The organism is Streptomyces sp. NPDC047049 (assembly GCF_040643995.1).
GTDB classification, from domain to species: Bacteria; Actinomycetota; Actinomycetes; order Streptomycetales; family Streptomycetaceae; genus Streptomyces; species Streptomyces mooreae.
Genome location: NZ_JBEYVM010000014.1, coordinates 64,773 through 84,909, shown reverse-complemented (window position 1 = coordinate 84,909; position 20,137 = coordinate 64,773). Strand labels below are relative to the sequence as shown.

Genomic DNA, 20,137 nt, shown 5'->3' with positions numbered 1-20,137 from the left:
GCTCACGTCATGTCCCCGGGAAGAGTGGCCAGCCAGCTCCGCAGGACGACCATGGCCAACTCGTCGGCGGCAGCCCGTTCGGTGCGGGCCGCTGCGACCATGCCCGTGTCCTGGTGCCCGGCTTCGACGAGTACCCGCAGGGCGTCGTTGTCAGAGGGGCACTCGATCCCGCGGAACCGCAGTTGGATCTTCGCCAGGAGTGCGGTGACCTTGTACAGGTCGCGGAGGTCGGGCGAACCCCTCAGGAGCTGACGACGGATCTCTATGGCGGCCTGGATTCCGTCGCGCAGGCTCACGTCGATGTCGGTATCCGTGTCCGGAGCAGGCAGGGCAAGTCCGGCAGCGCACCACAGGGGGACGAGGCCCCCGCTCCCGATGAGCGCCAGGACGTGCAGGAGCCTGGAGGTGATGGCTCCTGCCCGGCACTCCGCGCGGGTGAGCACGGTCAGCCCGAGCTTGACGCCTCCGAGTTCGGCTTCCAGGTCGGCCAGCACGCGCCGCATCCCGTCCAGGGAGTCGACGCCGGCGACAACGAACACGTCGAGGTCACTCCAGTCGTGCTGGTACTTGCCGCGGGCGCCGCTGCCGGTGACGGCCAGCAGGTCGATCAACGGGCGCGGGCCGGTCAGGCGGTCGAGGAGTTCGCTGAGATACGACTCCAGGTGTACCGGCAGGCCCAGCGCGTTGACCGGCATGGTGCTCGGCTGCTGCTCGGGCCACTTGTGGGCCAGCGCCATGCGGTCCAGCCTTCGCTCCAGCTCCAGGCGCGGCCCGTCGTTGCCGATGACCTCCTGGGCGATGGAGGCAATCTTGTCTGCGCCCCGAGCGCTCTTGACCACGTCGCGGTCGGCGACGTCCTGTGCGCCTGCGGTTCCACGCTGTGCGCGGACGGCTGCGGAGGCTTCCAGGTAGGCGATGGTGAGCTGGGATCCGAGCATCCTGGCGAGCTCAGCCGTCGAGTCGAAGTCATGCAGAGACTCGACGCTGACGGAGTCTAGGAAGTGGTGTGCCTCGCAGTACCGGTCCAGGGCGTCCACGATCAGCTCGGCCTGCACGACCGGGTCCAGCCGGTACGGGTCAGCGATGCCCGCCCGGGTGGCCGCGTCCTGGATCAGGTAGCCGATCTTGAGACGGGCGTACCCGTGGTGCGTCCGTAAGTACTCGCCGGCCGTACTCTTGCCGCTCTCCGACATGCCGCCGAGCGCGGTGACGTGCACGCCTGCCATCGCCCGGCCGGGGATGGCGGGGTGCAGAGAGGCCAGGAGCCGGCGGATCTCGTCCTGGACGGTGACGGTCGGCCGGTCGCCGATGTGCATCGTCGTGGCGAATCGGCCCTCCGCAGCGAGCCAGTTGATCTGCTCGTGGAGGGCACGCTGATAGGCCGCGTAGATGCCGGTGACGCTGGCCTCGTGGGACAGGCTCCGGCGGGTGCCTTCCTCGGCGTCGTCGCAGTGCAGGAGAAGGAGGGCGCATTCGCCGGCTTCCGCGGTCTGGAGATCGGCCTCGTATGGGGCCAGGAGGCAGCGGGCACGGTCAGCGGCCTGCGGAGCGGCCAGGTTCTCCCGGACGGCGACGGTGGCCGCGACGGATGCCTCCAGCATCGGGATGCCCCGGTCGAGGAGCCGCACCGGTGCCGAGAACGGACGGCGGGAGCGCTCCAGGTAGGAGGTGGCGAGGACATCGGAGACCTCCTGGACCAGTCCGGTCTCGAACCACCAGCGGCTCATGCCGTCGGCCTTGATGGCGGCCCAGCGCCGGTCGTAGTGGTCGAGGGGCCCCGCCGAGGTGGCGCTGGCGCCCATGCGGCGGGCGAGGATTCCGATCTGCTTGGTCTTCCCCGTGTTGTCGGGGCCGCTGAACGCGATCGACACGGGATGTGGCTGTGTATCGCTATTGAGCTGGCTGACCATCAGCTTCCCTTCACAGGTTGTGCAGAGCACGCGTGCCGGCGAGGTGCTGTCGTGTCTGCCTCGGGGAACGGGCTGGCCCCGTAAGTCAGGGCCAGAGCGGTCTGTTCAGCGGCGTCGTCCGGACCGGTGTCCTCGGCGCTGAGCGAGGGGTACGCCACGGAGCCCTGCACAGCCGGAGACTCGCCCTGGGCGAGCACCCCGACCATGGCGAGCCCGGCTGCCGTACCGAGCGCCCACACCCAGGTCAGGGCAGTTCCGAGCGGGTCGGACGACACGGTCCGACTCACTCGGACTCCTCCTTGCGTGCCGCCTCGCGCAGAGCGATGGACCGCTCCAGTTGGATGTTCAGCAACTGGACTCGACCCGGGTCCAGTTCGAGCTTCGTGGTGGTCTTCGTTCCATCGAGGAAGCAGACGTCTACCAAGAGGGCCGCGTGCCCGGTCCGCCGGTCGTAGCGGGGGTCCTTGTCTAGGAGGGCCAGACCCTGGACGATCGGGGTCGTCGGCCGGGAGGGGCGCTCGGACGCCTCGGGGGCCGTGGCGCTCTGCGCCAAATCATCCGCCGTCGAGGGTGTGGTCCTGCGGGTGCGGGAGTCCTGATCGGTCGTCGTCACCGGTGGTTCCTTTCACTCGTCCGGGCAGGCACCAACAGGCCCTGCGCAGGGCCTGTTCGAGCCATTCGGAGATCCAAGGGGTGATGTTCAGTGAACGGCGATCCGCGGTCCCGGGACAGGGCCCAGGATGTAGTCCTGCGTAATCCCGCGTAATCCAGGTGGGGAGGGTGACGGGGTGCCGAGGAACCCGGCCGTCGCGGATCTGATCAAGCAGGCATGCCAGGAACGCGGCTGGGGGCCCTCAGAGTTGGCACGCGCTCTGGGGCTGGCTGAGAGCGGCGATCCGCGTCGTCTGCAGCGGCAGCACGCCCGGCGCTGGATCGAGGGCGAACGCACCCCGGACCACTGGTGGCCCTATATCGCCCAGGTGCTGGGGCTGGATCCGGAGGCGATCAACCTTCCGGAGGCCATGCCGATGGCACTCCGCACCGATACCGTGGCCTCAGTCCTACACCTGGGAAGGAGCGACGTGGACCGCCGGAACTTCATCGTCGCATCCAGCGGATACGCCCTGTCCGCCCTCGACCTGCCCGACATGGACAGCATCACCCGCAGGACCAGGAACGCCTCCCCCGGGGGCCTGCGCGTCGGCCGGGGCGAGGTGGCAGCGGTGCGCCACATGGTGAAGACGCTCGGCGACTCGGCCTCCGAACTCGGCGGCGGCCACGCCCGCCACCTCGCCGTCCGCTACCTCACCCAGGACGTCGCTCCCTGGCTGGAGGGCCGGTTCACCGAGGCAACCGGCCGCGAGCTGTTCGCCGCCACCTCCCAGCTCGTGCACCTCGCCGGCTGGATGGCCCAGGACGAAGGCGATACCCCCGAACTGCGCGGACTCGCCCAGAGCTACTACGCGCACTCCTTCCGCCTGGCCGCCGAAGCAGGCGATCCGGAACTGTCCGCCACCGCCCTCCGAGGGCTCGCCGTGCAGTGCGTCGACCTGGGCTACCGAGCCGAGGCCGTCCAGCTCGGCGAAGCCTGCGTGGACTACGGCCGCCACCTCGACAACCCGCGCGCCATCGCCTACTACGAGGCCACCCTCGCCAACGCCGCAGCCCAGGACGACGACCGCCGCACGGCCACCAGGCATCTCGCCATGGCCGAGACCGCCATCGGCAAGCCGTCCACCGCAGGCGGCGACTCCTGGGCAGCCCACTATTCCCCCGGCCGATGGGCCCACGAATCCGGCATGATCCTCTCCCGCCTCGGCGACCTCGACGCCGCCGAGGAGCACCTTCACCTCGCCCTCGACATCCACGGCCTCGACCGCCGCCGCACCCGCGCCATCGTCCTGGCCGACCTTGGCGGCGTACGGCTCCGCCAAGGCGATGTCGACGGCGCCCTGGTGACCTGGCGGGACTTCCTCGACTGCGCGGACGGCATCCGCTCCGTGAAGGTCCAAGCCGCCCTCCAGGACATGCGCGTCCGTCTGCGCCGCTACAACGGCTTCCCGGAAGCCCAGGAGCTGCGCGAGCGGGCGGCCCGGCTCGTCGCCTGACGCTCAGCCTCCTGGACGCCCCATCTACTCGCCCAACGAGAGCAGCCAAATCCCTCTGGGAACTAGTTCGAGGAAGGAACTGAATGACGAGGCGCAGGAGGCACAGGAGACAGCGATCGCTGGCATTCCTTGGGGTTCAAGCCCTTCCGCAACTACCAACGCGCCTGCGGCCAGGCCCCGCGCTTCGGCCCTTGCCCTCGGCCGTCTCTTCCAGATCACCTGGCTGGCCAGATGAAGATTACAGCGAGGTGGAGTCCAGCAAGGCGGGATTTCGCCGGATCTGACAATCGGCAGGGTCTAATCGGAGCTTGCAAGACCCGGGTCCTGCTCAGGCAGCAGGGGGCGAAGTTGGCCGAAGACCCAAGTGTCGACGGTATCGGGGTAGCCGTTGATCCAGTCCGTCGGCGGGAGCTCGTGCGGCTCCGTCAGACCGTGGCACCACTGCGAGATGATGTTGTCGCCGAGCGCGAGATCCGTCACCGCAGCGCGCAGCTTGACGGCATGCTCAAGGATGCGGTCGCTGTGCACGGATCAAATGTCGCCGATCGAGGCGCCTTCGTGGGCGATCCAATTCCGGGCCTGCCTAGCCTTGTGCAGGGTGTTCATGTCCATGGTCTGGCCCATCGCATGGGCGGCCAGGCTGTGCAGGGTGCCCCCCAGCAGCTTGTCATCGGGGGCTGAGGCGATGACCTCTTCCAAGGTCATCGCCGGATCTGCCTCGTGGGCGGTGATCAGGTTACCGACGCGGAGAACGTACTGGCATTTGCCCTCGTAGGCGTTCGCCAGGTGCAAAGCCCGGCCTACCGAGAGGAAAAGCGCGTCGAGCAGTTCCGGTTCCTGGGGCGCCAAGAGGCTAAGTGACCAGCTCATGCCAGTCACGTTAGCGCTCGGCATCCCGGCTTCGCCGCGCTTTTCCGGGGGGGCTGCTACTTGCCGCGCGCGATGTCGATCTGGAGTTGCACTTCTCGATCGACATCCATCACCGCCTTGTCGACGAGCTGCTCGAGGGGTTCGAAAGCGTCTTCAATGGCGGCGTACTCGCGTACAAGATCGTGCTTGTCACTGATGGACTTCAGCGCGGAGATCTCGTTTCGCCACCGCTCCATGTCTGCCTTGGAGTACGGGTATTTTTTCCCGCGAACCTGTTCAAGGGTCGGGTTCGCGGCGAGGTTCGCCTGCACGAGACGCAGGGCGTCGCCAGGCACGAGGTACGGGACACCAAGGTTGCCCTCGATGAACGTGAGACCGTCGCCGATTTCGTCCAGCCGGGCATCGAGGTACTGGGCCAGTGCGCTGCGGACCTGGGGCAGGTCGAGTCCTACTTCGCGACGCAGCTGCGCGGCGATCCGCTGCGGCAGGCCCTGCTCCATGAAGCCCGCCATGCGGCCTCCGGTGAATCGCGTGAGCTCCGGCCCCAGAGGGGTACTGCCGTAGGCCATGCACTGCTGGTTGTACGAGTCCAGCGCAGTACATGCGGAGTCGAAGTAGATCAGGGTGGCTGGCCTGAGGACTTCGCGCCTCAGCTTGTCGCGGTGGTACATCTCGTTGCGGTATTTGTGCAGCTTCTGCAGGACGGGGCCGAATGCCGGATCGAGCGTCCCGCGGTCGACCAAGAGCGCCACCTTGGCGTCGAAGTTGCGGTCGATGTTCTTCAGTTGCGACTTGGGAATGATCCGGGCCTCGATCGAAGGGATCTCTTCCGCTGCTTTTGCGTGCCCTTTGGCGGCCAGTTCTTTGTATGTCGACAGCAGGCCCGTGAGTATCTCCTGATCCGAGAGCGCTGTTTGAACCGTCCGGTGAAGGATCAACTCGGTCACGCTGTCGAGAAGTATGAATGCCAGCCGCAGGTAGGGCACACGCCCCTTCTCGATCAGACCCTTGGCCTCTTCGAGCTGCACAACAATCAGTTCCAGCCGCTCCATGTTGGTCCTCCGTCGGCTCGGATCTCCTGCTTCGTATCATCTCTGCCTTGCAACGGAGATTGCACGCGATATTACTTGCAGCCCGCGAGGGCATTGCCTTGCTGCTGGCTCGGTTGACTGTGTTCCACCTCCGGCCTTGGGTGAGGGCGGGTTAGGGGCGGACTCTGAGAAGAGGGGGCATGTGGTGGTCGAGGGATAGGCCGTTTCATTTGATCATCTGGCGGACCAGATGAAGATGGCGGCGAGGTAGAGTCCAGCGAGGTAGGTGGTGGCGGTCTAGTGATAGGCGAGTGGCCGGACCACGCCGCTGCTTAAGCTTGTTGGTGCACCGTTCGACCGTGTTCCACTGCTTGTAAGCCTCACGATCGAAGGCCGGATGCCTGCCGCCGCGACTGCCGAGGCGCTTGCGATTGCCAGCCTGGTCCGCAGGCTGCGGGATCACGGCACGGATCCCCCGCCAACACAGATAGGACCGGGTCGCCCAGGACGAGTACGCCTCGTCGGCCAGGACCACCTCCGGCGTGATCCTGGGGCGGCCGGTCCGCCTGGCAACCCGAACTGGTGCATGACCCGGGCGAACGCGGGTGCATCACCGGCCTGGCCCGGCGTGATGACGAACGCCATCGGCCGCCAACGGCCAGGTGGATCTTCGTGGTCAGCCCGCCGCGGGAGCATCCGAGGGCATGATCGGGCGGCTCGCTGCCGAGCCCCTTGGGCGTCAGTCAACGACACAACATAACCAACGATCAGATGATCCCAAGGAATCCCCTAGGCGGACACCAGGTCTCCCAACTCTTCGCGAAGGGTGGTTCCCACGACAGGCCCTGCCACGGCTACCTGCAGAAGCTCATCGCCCTTCATGTAGCGGTAGCTCTGCGGAGGGTGGAAGGCCCCCGCAGCCCGCAGTGCGCTGAGCGTCACTGGCTCGTCGAAAGAATGAGGAGCCTCCAATGTGAGGCCACTCGCCTGGGTCGCGCCGCGCATGTAGGTGTCGTACTCACGCCGAGAGATTCCCGTCTGGGTGCGATGGGCGGACCACACCTCCTTGGGAGAGGCGACGTGGACTGCTGCGATGCGCGCCGTGCCCACCAGGGCCATGGTGGGCGCGGTCGCGTACAGCAGAACCAGGGTTCCGGGGGGCGCGGCGACGCGCTGGCGACGGACCTCCACCGTCTTGCTGCCGGCCAGGATCGCGGTGGCGAAGCGCGGATGGACGGACAGCAGCATCGCGCGTTCCGGTTCGTTCACGTCGTTCGGTGCCCCTCTTGGTAGACCGCCTGGAACAGCTCTCTGCTGATCCTGGACAACGAGATCAGCGAGCTCGGCGACCACGGTAGTCCCTGCTCCCTGGCCAGTGAGGTCAATCGCCGCAGCGTCACCGGCTTCGGGAAGATCTCGGTGTCCGAGAACCTGAGCGCCATGGCGCGTCCCGAGGCATCGGCAGCATCTTGAACCTCAGCCCGACCATATACACCCAGGTGTTCGAATTTCGAGTAGAGGGTGAGGGGTGTGTCGATGAGCACTTCGTCGAGTCGCGAACTGCCCACCACCATTTGGCCTTCGCCCGGGAAGTGACCCTCGCTGACGTACCAGAGCAGGCGAGCCGGGACGCTCTCACCCCGGCGGCCCGAGGAGCGGTAATAGACATGCTCTCTACTGATTCCCAAGACGTCGCTCCGCGGAATGAGCATGGTGGGAACGTCGAACAGCTCGGTCGACCAGCGCGGCTTGATGGGCACCAAGAAGGAGGGCAGTTCGGAGTCGATGACCTTAGCCGGCCACCACGCCCGTTCCACCACGGCGGCCACCTCTGCGGGCATACCGACCCGCAGCGCGGTCGTCTCCACGGTCAGCTCGCGAGCCAGGCCACTGGCCACAGCCTCCACCTCCGCAGCCGTCCCACACGCATTCACGAGGAGGGCGACGAGCCTGCCGTCATGCTCAAAGAACCCATCGTCGCCTGCTGCGGACTTGGCAGTCTCTGAAGGATGCGGATCGCTGATGCGGATGATCTCTGCGCCGCAGTCCCGGCCGAGCCGTTTGATCAGGAAGAGGAGTTGCCGGGCCAGTGTCTCTTCGAGCGCGTGGCTGGCCGTGCGAAGAACGGGAACAACCAGAGTTCGTCCGTCCAGCGCCCACGCATAGAGGGCGACTGGACGGCCCTGACCATCCCGGAGCAGCTCGCGACGCCAGGCGACCGCTCCTTCGTTCAACGACCGAAGCCGCTCAGCGAAGGGCGATCCGTCGTCACCACCCGACTGGTGAAAGAAGGCGACCAGCTCGTCCTCCGCCCCTGGTGCCACCTCGCCGGACCGGAACTCCGTCCCCATCAGATCGGCAGGGCGGTATACCTGGGCCTGCCGCAACTCGTCCGCGTGCAGCGTCACGGTGGAGGGCGAGACAACACGAACACGGGCGACATCCCAGGCGATGTCGGCCAGGCGGGACAGCAGCGGCTCACGAGTCGCCAGGACTTGTAGCCCGGCGCACGAGGTCTCGGCCACATACCGCAGGTGAAGCCGAAGCTCAGCGTCGACAGTCAGGGCGGGGATGGCCTGCTTAGCGGCTTGAAGCAGTTCACGGCTTCGTTCGTCTACGGCCGCCGAGTCGGGGGCAAGCTTGCGCATACCAGTCAGCGCCGCCCGTTGGTGCTGACGTTCTGCCGTGTCAGTGAGGTCCCGGATCTGATGGACCAGCTGGGGCGTGTAGGCGAGCTCGACGAGATCCGCCATCCAGCCGGCTTCCAACGCACGGGACTCCTCCGCGTCGTCCGTGTCGGCAAGGCCGCGCAAATCAGCGAAAACGCAATGGTCGACCGTCACCAGCAGGAGCGCGTCGCTCTCCATCTCCGTGAACAGATCCGGATGGCCGAGGTCCAACCACCAGCCGTCCAGGATCTCGCCATCCCGGCCGCGCCCTCGAACCTCGCCATCCGGGACGAAACCTAGGCTTCTCCACATCCCGCTGAGGTTGTAGTCCCGGCGGCACTTGGCCTTGATCCCAAGTCGTTGCGGGTACTGCTCTTTGATGCCCTGCACCAAACGGCGGGCGATTCCCCGGCCGCGCTGTTCCTCCGCCACGCACAAGTGCGCGAGCCGGATGCGCGCACTCCTCTTTGGGAGTCCGAACAGCGCGTAGCCAATCACCTCATCAGATTCGACGACGGCTAGAAGGCCGCCATCCTCTGCCGCTTTCCGGTAAGCAGGAGGCGTCAAAAGCCCCAGGGTCTTCGTGTAACGATCTCCTAGAGCTACGGCCTTGTCGATCAGCTCGTCCTGCGCAGGCGAAACGGACACCAACTTGATCGTCACTGCTCCCCCTCCAGTTGGGCCGGTCACGACCGACCACAACTCCCCTGTCAGTACATACAGGGAATTCTGATCTCACTCTCGGCAGCCCCTCAAGGGGGCACGAGGGGCGCACGGTGCTGCGGTGACTGTCACAGGCGCTGCCGACGTGTCGGAATCCGGCCAACGAACCATCAGTCGCCGCTCAGCCCGTCTCCGCCACTTGGAATGCGCGCTAAGGTGCGTGACGGATCTGGCCAGGGCCTGATCCGAGGGATCGGTCCAAGCTCTGACGCGCTCCCGGAGACTGCTTGAAAGCCGACTCGGATTCAGGGTGCCCGAACGGCTCCCTTCATTCACCACCGTGGTAGACACGGAAGGGGCACACCCCGATTAGCATGGCCCCCACTCACTCATCCCTTCAGAAGAACCGCGCTCTTACTGCAAGAGGGTGCTGAGCTCATCGGCTCGCCCTGCCTGTACGTATGCAGCGGCAAGGCCAGCAAGAGCAGCGACGGTGGTGGAGTGGTCGGCGCCATGGATTCGCCTACTGTCGGCAAGTAGCCGCTCCATATGAGCAATGACCTGGTCGATGTGGCCCGCCTGCCAGTGGGCTGCAGCAAGGTTGCCCCGCACCGCGAGCGTGTCGGGGTGATCAGGGCGAACTCGTTCGCTGTCGGCGAGCACCCGATTGAGGATGGTGATGGCCCTATCGACGTGTCCCGCCTGCCAGTAGGCACTGCCGAGGCTGGCGCGGCCAAGGAGGACGCTGTGATCGTCAGGCCCCAGTCTCCGTTCCAGGGCAGCCAACGTCTCCTCCTCAATGGTGAGGGCCGCTTCGATGCGCCCCGCATGGTGGTAGTAGCAATCTGCAAGGCGGCGGCGAATTTTGAGGGTATCGGGGTGGTCTGCGCTTAGGATCCTTTCGCTGTCACGGAGCGCCTGTTCCAGGCAGGCAATGGCGTCGGTGGTGCGCCCAGCTTTCTCATAGGAGGCGGCGAGATTGCTACGGGCAACGATGGTGTCGGGATGGTCGGGTCCCGCAGTCCGCACCCGGGCGGCAAGTACTTCCACCTCAACGCCTATGGCCTGGTCGATGTGCCCCGCCTGGCGGTAGAGGACAGCTAGGTTGCCGCGTGCGGCAAGGGTTTTGGGGTGATCGGAGCCCATCGTTCGTTCGCAGTCACCGAGCAGTTGCTCTGCGATCGAACGGGCCTCATCGGTACGTCCGGCATACCCGTAGGCGGCAGCGAGGTTGTGCCGGGCCGCGAGGCTGTTGGGGTGGTCAGGATCCAACCTCCTCCTGCAGTCAGCAAGTACCTGTTCCATGAGAGTAACGGCGTCGTCCGCGCGCCCGCTTTTTTGGTAGGCGCCAGCGAGATTGCCGCGGGCAACGAGAGCGTCGGGGTTGTCAGGCCCCAACGTCTGTTCGCAGTCGGCGAGTACCTGCTCCAGGAGGGCAACGGCGACATCGGTCTGCCCCGCTTCACGGTGTGAGGCGCCGAGCTGGATGCGGGCAACGAGGGTGCCTCGGTCATGGGGTCCGTGTACGCGATCGCTGTCAGTGGCGAGTTGCTGCCAGTAGGCGGTGGCAGAGGCCGTCAGACCTGCATTTGCGAGGCTGTAGCCAGCGGTGTAAAGGACTGCGTGGCCTTCGGGGTACCAGAGGTGGTCGCCGCTATGGCCAGCGAGCGCCTCAGTGTTGGCGCGCATAGCAGCCGCGAGGTCGGGATGAGGCTGATCGGGATCGGGCCAGGCTTCAAGCAGGGAACCGGCAGCTGCGGCTGCAAGTCCCGGAAGGACTTCAGGCGGGGTGGATTCCCGCACAGCACGGGCCGTGAGGGCATGGATTCTCACTGCACGGGGTTCCGCACGCGTGTCACACGTGAGTAGTGCGTAGCGGTGCAAGATGCGCAAGGCGGCATGGGCCTGCTCGGCGGTGGCCGCTGGCTCCTTCTCGTGCTGAGGAGCATGCGGCGGCATGCGGCAGATGGTGAGGTAGCGGAGGGCTGTGGGGGTGCCCCACACACCACGGGGGTGGCCAGCCGGGTCCAAGAGGGCGGCCAATGTCAGGGCCGGGGTGACCAGTCCGGTGGGGTCGGCACGCTGCGCGGCCTCCAGGGACAACAGCAGGGTGGCGGTGATCTGTCGTCCATAGCCATCGGCGTCAGCCGATTCTGGCAGTGCCTGCTCCAACCGGGTGCGGTGGAAGCGGTCGAGGTACTCAGCGCTGGAGAGGTCCTCGTTGATCATGTAGGCGGCAGCGTGCCCCAAAGCGAGCGGGAGGTAGCCCAAGGCTTCGGCTAGGGCTCCGCTGTGGTTGTCCAGGAGATGACCCATGCCGTCGCCCTCCAGCCGGGCGCGCAGATAGGCGTGTGCCTCCTCAGGTGTGTAGACATCGATTGCGATGCGGGTACGGCCACCGCCGGACAGCCGAGCGTCATGCAGGCGGCTAGTGGCCAGCACCCAACCGGTGCCGGTGCGGCTGGCCGGCCACCATGGGGCCAGGCCAGTGGGGTCGGTGATGTTGTCCAGAACCACCAACCATCGGCGGGGAGTGGTGGCCAGCCACGAGAGAAAGGCACGGGCAACCACTTCGGGGTCCCCCGCGTCGGCGCCCGGAACTCCGATGCGAACGGCTGCCTGCGCATACTGCGTGATCACCTGATGCGTGTGGGCAGCCGATGCCCAGACCACCAGCTCCGTGCCATCCGCCACAGCTTCGGTGGCGTAGGCGGCAGCCAGCTGGGACTTGCCGACGCCGCCACCACCGGAAAGCACCTGAGTCAGCACGACGGATTCGCCGCCCGAACGGGCCGCTTCAACCTTCTTGCGCAGGTCGCTCCGAGACTGGAACGCCGTGGCCAACGCCGGAACCGCCCCAATCTCCAGCGGCCATGTCACCTCCAGCCGTCGGTCGGGTGGCAGATGCACGTGCTGTTCCCCGATGTTGGTAACCCGACTGTTGGGCCCAAGCGCGTTGCCCACGACGTCACCGCCGGCTCCTACGCCGCCGCGGCTCACCCTCACGTGTCGCGCGCTGTCCGGGGGAACGGTGGTGCCCGTCTCTGGCGCATGAGAGTCCACGTCCCGGTCACTCGCCGCAGGGGTGCCGCCTTCCGGGCTGGGGCGGGCAGATGATCTTCCGCGACGCCACGGCAGCTCAGTCATCGGCGGCTCTCGTTGCCAAAGGCATTGTCGGTCATGTCCCCGCCAGCTACCACGGCACCTGGGCCGGCCTGAACGTGATCGTGGCCTCGCTGGGTTGTAGGCCGACGATCAGGAGTTCGCGGTCCCGACACCTGTGACCGGTCACCGACGGCGTTGCCGGCGAAATTGCCGCCGGCAGCGAACCCACCTCGCCTTGCCCTGACCTGGCGTCCCACACGACCGCTACCTCTGGGGGTGCGGATCAGGGCGACGAAGGAGCCCACCGCACCCACCAGGCCGACCACTGCGCCTATGAGACTTGATACGAGCGCTGCTGTGTCCAAATCGGCCATCACTGCCACTGCAACTAACCCGACCGACGCCGTGCCCGCCAGCACCACAGCCAGCCACAGCGCGCCGCGACCCGATTCCGAGCTCCCCACCATTAAGACCTCCCACCCGTGCGGCACTCTATGTACTCGCCGAAACCCACGCCTCGTCCGTCGGCAGTCGGTGCTTAGACCGTAGCGCCGCTCACACGGTCGTGACCTCAATTCGCACACAAAGCCCTACTCCTCGCCGATATAGGTCGCCGCGCGCTCCGACCTGAGTCACCAGGCGAATGTCCCCTTGTGCGCGATGAACTGGCAGTCAACGTCCGCCACTTCCCGAGAACGCCAGAAATCCGCCTCACGGCCCTTCAATCCCAGCCATCGCTGCAGGTCAGAGCCACCTCATGCCGGTAACCACCAGGTGTCTTCTAAGCGCCTGCTGCATCTCGTGCTGCCGCAACATCGGCAGCACCGGTCGGGTGATGGTCGCTGTTCCTCGCTGGGCAGTGGGTATGTCAAAGCCTCGGCGAGGGTGGCCTGTTGCCAGGACCGGCGCTCCACCGGGGCATCAGAGCAATGCCAGCCCGCCTTCTTGGCCCCGCTCCGGGCATGTGAACCGCGTCGGTTCAGCGGAGGTCGGGTCCGCCCGCCTCGGCGAGCTCGCCAAGCACACTGATCGCCTCGTCGGCGTCGTCCGGGACGTCCGTGTCGGAATCAGGGAACGATCCGGATGCCTCCTCGTCACCGAGATGTGGGTACTTTTCAAGGAGGAACCGCCGTCGGTACGCCACGTCGGCGGCGTCAACGATCCCCTCCAATGTGGTCCAGTTGAGGCTGCCTCCAACGAGGATCCCAAATGCGGGTACGGCTTTGCCGAGTCCCTTCTTGGTAAGGCGAAAGCCGAACGCCTTCGCGAACTGCGCGGAGACCTTGGTGACAACTGCCTCGTTGAGGACTGCCCACGTCTTGCCGCGGACGAGTGCTTGAGTGAGCCGAGAGATGTCGGCCATCGCGGCGGTCTTGGCGGTGGCTGACGTTGCCGTCCCGGCATTGACAACAGACATCACGAAGAGCTTCTCGGCAGGCTCTTCGGGGTCGTAGCCGTAGAGCAGCGAGATCTGGCCGACGGAGCGAGATGCGAGTCCGAGGACGACTGCGGCATCGGCAGCAAAAGCGCCGACGATTGCACCTCCCGAAGGCGCTGCCGCAGCGCCGGCGGAGGCAGCGGTGACGAGCTGTCCTCCGGAGATCACAAGCCCAGCACCCGCTCCAGCAAGCGCTGCACCGGCGGGGTAGTACCAGCTCGCTGCCCGTCCACGGACAGCATCGACCTGCTCGAGGCCGAGGCGGCGCAGGTCGGACAGTGATGCAACATCGTGCCCGCGCTTCTTGTGGAGCGCCACCACGCGTTTGGAGGAGAGTCCCGCTCGCGAGACCCGTCCCGCCGTCTGCCGCATGGACTGAAAAGCGGCGCCGCTCCAGTCCGGGAGGGCGTCGGCGGCTCCGCGAGCCCCGGCGCTAACCTTGTGAGCGCCTTTGACAGCGATTTCCTGTCCACGCGAAACCGCCGATTGGGCCCATGGGTGGTTCTCCAGGTACTTCGCAGCACGCTTGCCGAGTTCCGCAGCGCCGGTGGCCACTTGCTCGCCAGTGTTTCTCATTACTCGTGACAGCGGGCGGCCCTTGAACCGTTGGATGTCACGCCATGCCGCGAGCTCGTAGTCCGAGGGGTCTGCCATGCCGCGATGGTAGTTGCCAAGACCTTCGCGCAGTGCCGTAATGCTGCACCCGGATCACGCGCACCACGCGGCACCACCTGCGCCTGCTCCGGCAGGGCACAGGGGCGAACTGATCTACAACTACTTAGCAATTGCTCCCACCAGGTTGCGGGGAACGCTTTCGGGGGTGCGCAGGCCGCATCCGCACGCGCCGCCGGCGAGCACCTGTCCGAGCTTGGCGTCGGGGTTACGCCGCGTCATGCCCAGACCCCACCCGCCCATTCCACCTCTTCAGCTGGAGCCCCCAACACGACATCACCTCCGGTCATGTCGCCCTCACCCTGCAGTGTCCAGGCGCCAGTGACGGTTCCTGGACCCCGACGGCCACATACGGCGCTCTCGTCCTGGTGCAGGGGGGAACGCCCAAACGCCGTGCGCGATGCGACCGTTCAAGCACGCTGCCGTTCGTTCAAGAAGGACCACCGATGCACGAACCCCAGCCCACAGCGCAGCCCCTCACCCTGCATAGAGCCGAAGGAGTGGCCGTCCGCAGTGGGAGTCCCCTGGGACTTCTCTGGGACTTCCGGCCGCATCAACGGGCATGACCGTGAAACAGCCGAAAGGCCATCAGCGCAGGCCAGCGCCCCGCAGCCACCCATCGCGGCAGGTCACAGGGCCGGCTGGTCTCTTCCGGGATATCTGAACTACGGATGCCGCCGCACCCTTTCTGACCTGCGTGAATACGGGCCAGGAGGGGGTGCGGCGGCATGTCTGGGGCTTCTCCGGGGCTTTGCGACTGGGCCGGGGCTCCTGCAGACCCCATCAGTCCCGGCCCTGCCCCCACGGCAGCCGACTACCGCCGTCAGGTGCCGCGGCTGCGGCGCATGTGATCACGACCCGCACTGCTCCCGTCAGCGGGGCCGAGCAGCACATCGACGGGGTAGCGGAACATCGCCTCCAGCACCCGGCACCGGGCCGGCTAGGGGCGGGTTTTCACCTCGCCGCCATACCACCGCTCGAACTGCCGCTTCGAAACCGTCAGGCCGGCCAGTGCCGGATCCTTCTCCTGATCGGAAAGTTCGTTGGCAGTGCCGCTCGAAGTGGAGCTTTAAGGTTTCGAACACCTGCCAATGGCGCCTGGTTACCAACGTCCTGAGCAGAGTGAATCTTTGAGCCATCAAAATCCCCCCGATGGGTTTCCGTTCGGCTCGTCGGTTCGACCGTGGTCCCGTTATGCCGTCATCAGGCGGCGAAAGGGCTCCGCCCGGGAAGATGACGGTGGAGACGGCGGCATCGTGACGGTACCCATGTCGCCCGCCGCCTCAGGCGCGGATCACTGCGGAAGTTCTGCCGTGCCATGGCGTGCTCGACCGGGTCGCTTGCCTGGGCGGGCGCCCGGTTGACGGTGCGCTGGGTCGGGGTGAGTTCCCCGCCCGGTGGCGGGTAGGTGACGGACTGGACGTTCACGCCGTGTCGGCGGTGCTTGGCCGAGTAGTCGCCGAGGCGGTCGCACACGGCGAGGGTCCCGTCGAGCAGGAACGAGAGCGGGGTCGTTCTCGCGCAGGTTCTTGAGTAGGCCCGGGGCCCGGTCGGCGAGCAGGCCGGTGACGGCGGTGACGCAGGCGACCCGCCGGACAGGCTGCGGACGTTCGGCACCGTCGGCCGATCCCGAGAGCGATGATGAAGTCGACTTCGGATGGCTTGTTGAGGGTGACGTGCCGGGAGTCGCGGAGGAAGGACAGAGCACAGCGAAAGCACAGCTCTTCTTCAACCCCGCTTCTTGGCAGTTCCTCGAATCGCATTGTCCACCACATGTGACCGCACGATGACGCAGCGTACGGAGTGGGTGTTCTGTACGCGCACGGTGCCGGCCGCATCGGTAGGGTCCGCTCGTGACGTACATAGTGACCCTCACCCCAGACCAGATGGCCGACAACGAAGACGACTGGCTCGTCGCGGAACGCTTCACCAAAGGACTGCCCACCGGGCTCGACACGTCCGACACCGGTACCCGGTTAGCGCTCCTGGTCTGCGACAACCGGGCTCGTTCCGCGAACAACGGCCGCGATGGGTTCGCCGAACACGGCCGCTTCATCACCTGGATGGGGGCGGTCCAGCGCTTCAACACCGTGGGACCGGTCGACAGGAGCATCACCATCGAGCCCATGCGCAGATGTCCGAAGCCGGTGCACCTGGACGGACCCGACGGAATCCTCGCTTCCCTGCCCTCGACATACCGGGCTCACGTGGAGCGAGCCCTCTCCGGAAGCGCGGGCCACTGCGGCATGACGACCTGGCACGCTCTGCGGGAAGCCCTCCTGAGACGTCACCCCGAGTTGGCCCGGTACGTCGACTGGCTGCTCGCCCATCTCAACCCGCTCGTCTTCAACGTCGAGGACGCGGCGGACTGTGCGTGGCAGGAGCAGAAGGACGCGGCTCAGTGCCTCACGCGGGTGACCGACTTCCCGCACTCCGCGCTGTCGGTCTGGGGACGCCCCGCGTCCCGGGACGAGCCGTACCTCGCGGGACTCATTCCGGACCCGGTGGAGAACAGCCTGATCGACCATGACGTGCGGGCCGGGCTGGGCGGCGAAGCGCCCCATTTCGACGACTGGCGACAACGCGGCGACGTGCGATGCGACATCCACGTGCTGGAAGACTCCACAGGACGCCGTCTCGAGGTCGTCAACGTCAATGCCACCCCGGTCGAGAGCCGACTGGGCACGGACATGATCTACTACCACCACCCCACGCACAGCTTCGTCCTCGTCCAGTACAAGCGCTTGGAATCCCGGCACAAGGAATACCGGGTGAACAAGCAGCTCCTGGACCAGATGGACCGCTTGGAACAGGTTTCACGGCTCAGTTCAAAACCCGCCCGCTCCCACGAGTGGCGCCTCTCCCCGGACGCGTGCTTCCTGAAGTTCGCACACTGGCGGAAAGGGGCGGTTTCCAGCACCGAGCTGGCCCACGGCATGTACATCCCCCTCTCCTACGCCCGCGTACTCCTGGAGGACAACTGCACGCTCGGACCCAGGGGTGGACGCATTTTCAGCTATGAGAGGGCGGCCAGCTACCTCGTCGGCTCGGAGTTCGCGGAGCTGGTGAAGCTCGGCCGAGTCGGAACCGTGGGGACCAGCGTCGAGCAGTTGAGGGACTTCGGGCTGCAGCGTGCCCGCGAGGGGTACAGCGTCATGCTGGGATTCGAAACGAGCGATGAGACGCCCCGCGAACGGGCCCTGCGCACCCGCAGTCGCAGCGCGAAGAAGAGGCCGAAGGTGAGCTCCTACTCCCCGCCCACCTCGCAGCAGCAGTGAGCGTGCGTGATCTTCGAACGTGCCGGTCTGAGCGGCTGGGGCGACGCTCCATGAGCGTGCTCATGCAGGTTGCGGCGGAATTCCTCGGTCTTGGTCGTCCGTCCTTCACAGTTGACCGCAATAGCGGAAATCATGACGGAGGTCAACGGAACGGCCCCAGCTGCATGATGACGCGCTAGGGTTGCGCAACTCACGGGAAATCCATCCACAGATGTGCTGGTTCTGAAGTCACCGTGAGGAACGTCAGCAGGCTTGTCCGAACGCGGGAATCCGGCTGGACGCTGAAGTATTTGGGGGAACTCGCCATGACCGAAGCTCCGATTGACGCTGCCGGCACCGGCACCGGCGACGACCACGCCGACCGCAAGGTTGTCGAGCAGGAGCAGGCTGAGATACGAGAGTTCATCAAGGGGCTGAGCGCAGACGACATCAAGTCGGGCAACTGGTTCACCAAGCTCAGCGCTCATGCCCTGAACTCCTACACCAACAAGGTCGACTGGCAGTACTTCCAGGAACGGTATGCGGGCGTACCCGCGGACGCCATCGTCGATCAGCGGATCAAGATGGCGGCTCGGTACGCGGCGCTCGAAGGCGGTCTCTCTGCCGGGGCCTACACGGCGGCCGTCGCCGCCACCCTCGGAAGCCTTGGAGGTGCCTCGCCGGCGACTGTACCGGCCGCCGTCGCGACCCTGATGGTCGATGTCGCATTCATCACCCGGCTCCAGCTCCGCCTGGCGTACGACATCGCAGTCCTCTATCGGGTCCCGCTCGACCTGTCCGACCCCGATGACATGTGGAAGCTCATTCGAGTGGCCTTCACCATCAAGAGCGGGGAAGTGATCCGGGGAGGCGTGGTCAAGGCGGTCCCGGCCATAGTGCGGCCGGTGATCAAGCGCTTCTACTCCAAAGCAGTACTGACCGCCGCGAAGGGGCTCCCTTTCGTCGGCAAGTTTCTCCTGCAGCGCAACGTCATCAAGATCGGCATCCCCGTCGTCGGCGTTCCCCTTGCGGTGGTGTTGAACCGCTACACGACGCTGCTCGCGGGGCGGCACGCGCAAGCCGTCTTTCGGAACGAGGCACGGGTGATCGAACTCGCCGAGAATCTGAGCAAGCAGAGTCAGCACCCTCAGTTGATGCTGTGGGTCGCGTGGCTCGTCATTAGGGCGAATCATAAGATTACCGACGATGAGACGCTGTTGATGCGTCACCTGGTGCGGCTGGTCCGGGAACAACATCAGGTCGTCGACGAAGAACTCGCTCGCCTTGTCGATATCGACCCCGCAGAGGTGTGGCGGCGCATCGACGCCGAGCAAGGGGATCTGAGCGACATTCTCGACGTGGCCGACCGGGTGGCCACAGTGGACGGTGCCGCCAACGCACGCGAGAAGGCCGTCATCTCCGAGCTTGGAGACCGTTGCCGCCACCGAGTCTGACGCTGTGATGCGCTTCCGTACGGCGACTCCGCATACGTGGTGAGCTGCCGGCATCCGGCGCCTCGCACCCGTCACCATATTTCCACGAACGCAGCAACACCCCAGCTACCCACCGCCGTGCAGACCTTTGCGCAGCAGTTGTCGTCGGTGTCCGGCGAGCCGCTCCAGAAGCGCGCGCTGCCGTTCATTCAGGGCGGGCCACCAATGCACGAACCCCAGCCCACACCGCAGTACCTCACCCTGCATAGAGCCGAATGAGTGGCCGTCGGCAGTGGGAGACCCCTGGGACTTCTCTGGGACTTCCGGCCCCATCAACGGGCATGATCGTGAAATAGCCGAAAGGCCATCAGCGCAGGTCAGCGCCCCGCAGCCACCCATCGCGGCAGGTCACAGGGCCGCCTGGTCTCTTCCGGGACATCTGACGGCCCCTTCGGAGAAAGGCCGCCACACCCCGTCGACGTCCGTGACGCGGGTCAGCAGTGGGGTGCGGCGGGACCCGCCGGCCGCGGCGGTACGTGAGCGCGTACGTCTCTTCGCCGTCGAGGCGAGCAGGTTCAGCGCTTCTTCTCGCCGGAAGTGGCGCAGTTCACCGGCACAAGGCGGTGTCCACGACGTGCTCAACGTGCTTCATGGCTGCCTTGTCGGCCGGCTGCAGGGTTACCGCGATGTTGGCGGCGCGGCCGTCGTCGGTGGCGCCGCCGCGGGTCTCGTATCCCGGGAGGCTGCCGCCGTGGCCCCAGTAGACACCGCCGCATGACAGGGGTCTGCTGACGAGCCCCAGGCCGTAGCGGGCGCCGGGGCCGAGGTAGGCAGCGGGGACGGTGGTGCGCATCTGGGCGAGCTGGGCCGCCGGGAGGAGGCGGGGCGCAGTTCACCGGCACAAGGCGGTGTCCACGACGTGCTCAACGTGCTTCATGGCTGCCTTGTCGGCCGGCTGCAGGGTTACCGCGATGTTGGCGG

13 protein-coding genes and 3 pseudogenes are annotated in these 20,137 nt (G+C 66.3%); 3 read left to right on the top strand and 13 right to left on the bottom strand.

The window, feature by feature from the left end; translation table 11 throughout:
- Nucleotides 1-2: 2 nt before the first annotated feature.
- From ABZ851_RS26430 to ABZ851_RS26420, 3 genes are read right to left on the bottom strand one after another with little or no spacing between them, the layout of a single operon-like run.
- A complete protein-coding gene (locus ABZ851_RS26430; RefSeq protein ID WP_361132203.1) occupies nucleotides 3-1,871 on the bottom strand; it encodes a nucleotidyltransferase domain-containing protein in 1,869 nt (622 codons plus the stop codon).
- Nucleotides 1,872-1,909: 38 nt separating this feature from the next.
- On the bottom strand, nucleotides 1,910-2,197 hold the full coding sequence (locus ABZ851_RS26425) for a hypothetical protein (protein ID WP_361132200.1): 288 nt from the start codon (nucleotides 2,195-2,197) through the stop codon (nucleotides 1,910-1,912).
- Nucleotides 2,194-2,523, bottom strand: a complete 330-nt coding sequence (locus ABZ851_RS26420; RefSeq protein ID WP_361132197.1) for a hypothetical protein — start codon at nucleotides 2,521-2,523, stop codon at nucleotides 2,194-2,196. The genes ABZ851_RS26425 and ABZ851_RS26420 overlap by 4 nt, the downstream gene beginning before the upstream one ends.
- Nucleotides 2,524-2,698: 175 nt before the next feature.
- On the opposite strand from ABZ851_RS26420, the gene ABZ851_RS26415 reads away from it, so the two are divergent.
- Nucleotides 2,699-4,018, top strand: a complete 1,320-nt coding sequence (locus ABZ851_RS26415; RefSeq protein WP_361132194.1) for a tetratricopeptide repeat protein — start codon at nucleotides 2,699-2,701, stop codon at nucleotides 4,016-4,018.
- Nucleotides 4,019-4,315: 297 nt separating this feature from the next.
- Here ABZ851_RS26415 and ABZ851_RS26410 read toward each other — a convergent pair whose 3' ends face one another.
- From ABZ851_RS26410 to ABZ851_RS26370, 9 genes and pseudogenes are all read right to left on the bottom strand, one after another.
- Entirely contained in the window at nucleotides 4,316-4,546 is a 231-nt protein-coding gene (locus ABZ851_RS26410; protein WP_361132191.1) for a hypothetical protein, read from the bottom strand.
- Nucleotides 4,547-4,549: 3 nt separating this feature from the next.
- A complete protein-coding gene (locus tag ABZ851_RS26405; RefSeq protein WP_361132188.1) occupies nucleotides 4,550-4,888 on the bottom strand; it encodes a hypothetical protein in 339 nt (112 codons plus the stop codon).
- Nucleotides 4,889-4,944: 56 nt separating this feature from the next.
- Nucleotides 4,945-5,940 carry a hypothetical protein gene (locus tag ABZ851_RS26400; RefSeq protein WP_361132185.1) on the bottom strand — a complete coding sequence of 332 codons (996 nt, stop codon included), beginning with the start codon at nucleotides 5,938-5,940 and terminating at the stop codon, nucleotides 4,945-4,947.
- Between the two features lie 213 nt (nucleotides 5,941-6,153).
- Nucleotides 6,154-6,638: pseudogene (locus ABZ851_RS26395) on the bottom strand (transposase); the annotation flags it as partial.
- Nucleotides 6,639-6,708: 70 nt separating this feature from the next.
- A complete protein-coding gene (locus ABZ851_RS26390) occupies nucleotides 6,709-7,188 on the bottom strand; it encodes an ASCH domain-containing protein (RefSeq protein WP_361132182.1) in 480 nt (159 codons plus the stop codon).
- Nucleotides 7,185-9,251, bottom strand: coding sequence for a GNAT family N-acetyltransferase (locus ABZ851_RS26385; protein WP_361132179.1), 2,067 nt, complete (start codon nucleotides 9,249-9,251; stop codon nucleotides 7,185-7,187). Before ABZ851_RS26385 ends, ABZ851_RS26390 begins: the two co-directional genes overlap by 4 nt.
- A 414-nt stretch (nucleotides 9,252-9,665) precedes the next feature.
- Nucleotides 9,666-12,161, bottom strand: a complete 2,496-nt coding sequence (locus tag ABZ851_RS26380; RefSeq protein WP_361132176.1) for a tetratricopeptide repeat protein — start codon at nucleotides 12,159-12,161, stop codon at nucleotides 9,666-9,668.
- A 1,174-nt stretch (nucleotides 12,162-13,335) separates the two neighbouring features.
- Nucleotides 13,336-14,448, bottom strand: a complete 1,113-nt coding sequence (locus ABZ851_RS26375) for an EcsC family protein (RefSeq protein ID WP_361132173.1) — start codon at nucleotides 14,446-14,448, stop codon at nucleotides 13,336-13,338.
- Nucleotides 14,449-15,777: 1,329 nt separating this feature from the next.
- Nucleotides 15,778-16,051: pseudogene (locus ABZ851_RS26370) on the bottom strand (hypothetical protein); the annotation flags it as partial.
- A 268-nt stretch (nucleotides 16,052-16,319) separates the two neighbouring features.
- Here ABZ851_RS26370 and ABZ851_RS26365 point away from each other — a divergent pair.
- Both ABZ851_RS26365 and ABZ851_RS26360 read left to right on the top strand, forming a co-directional pair.
- Nucleotides 16,320-17,744, top strand: a complete 1,425-nt coding sequence (locus tag ABZ851_RS26365) for a hypothetical protein (RefSeq protein WP_361132170.1) — start codon at nucleotides 16,320-16,322, stop codon at nucleotides 17,742-17,744.
- A gap of 305 nt (nucleotides 17,745-18,049) precedes the next feature.
- On the top strand, nucleotides 18,050-19,177 hold the full coding sequence (locus tag ABZ851_RS26360) for a hypothetical protein (RefSeq protein WP_361132167.1): 1,128 nt from the start codon (nucleotides 18,050-18,052) through the stop codon (nucleotides 19,175-19,177).
- 586 nt (nucleotides 19,178-19,763) lie between these two features.
- Here the strand turns inward: ABZ851_RS26360 and ABZ851_RS26355 are convergent.
- A pseudogene (locus tag ABZ851_RS26355) lies at nucleotides 19,764-20,039 on the bottom strand (serine hydrolase); the annotation flags it as partial.
- Nucleotides 20,040-20,137 lie beyond the last annotated feature (98 nt).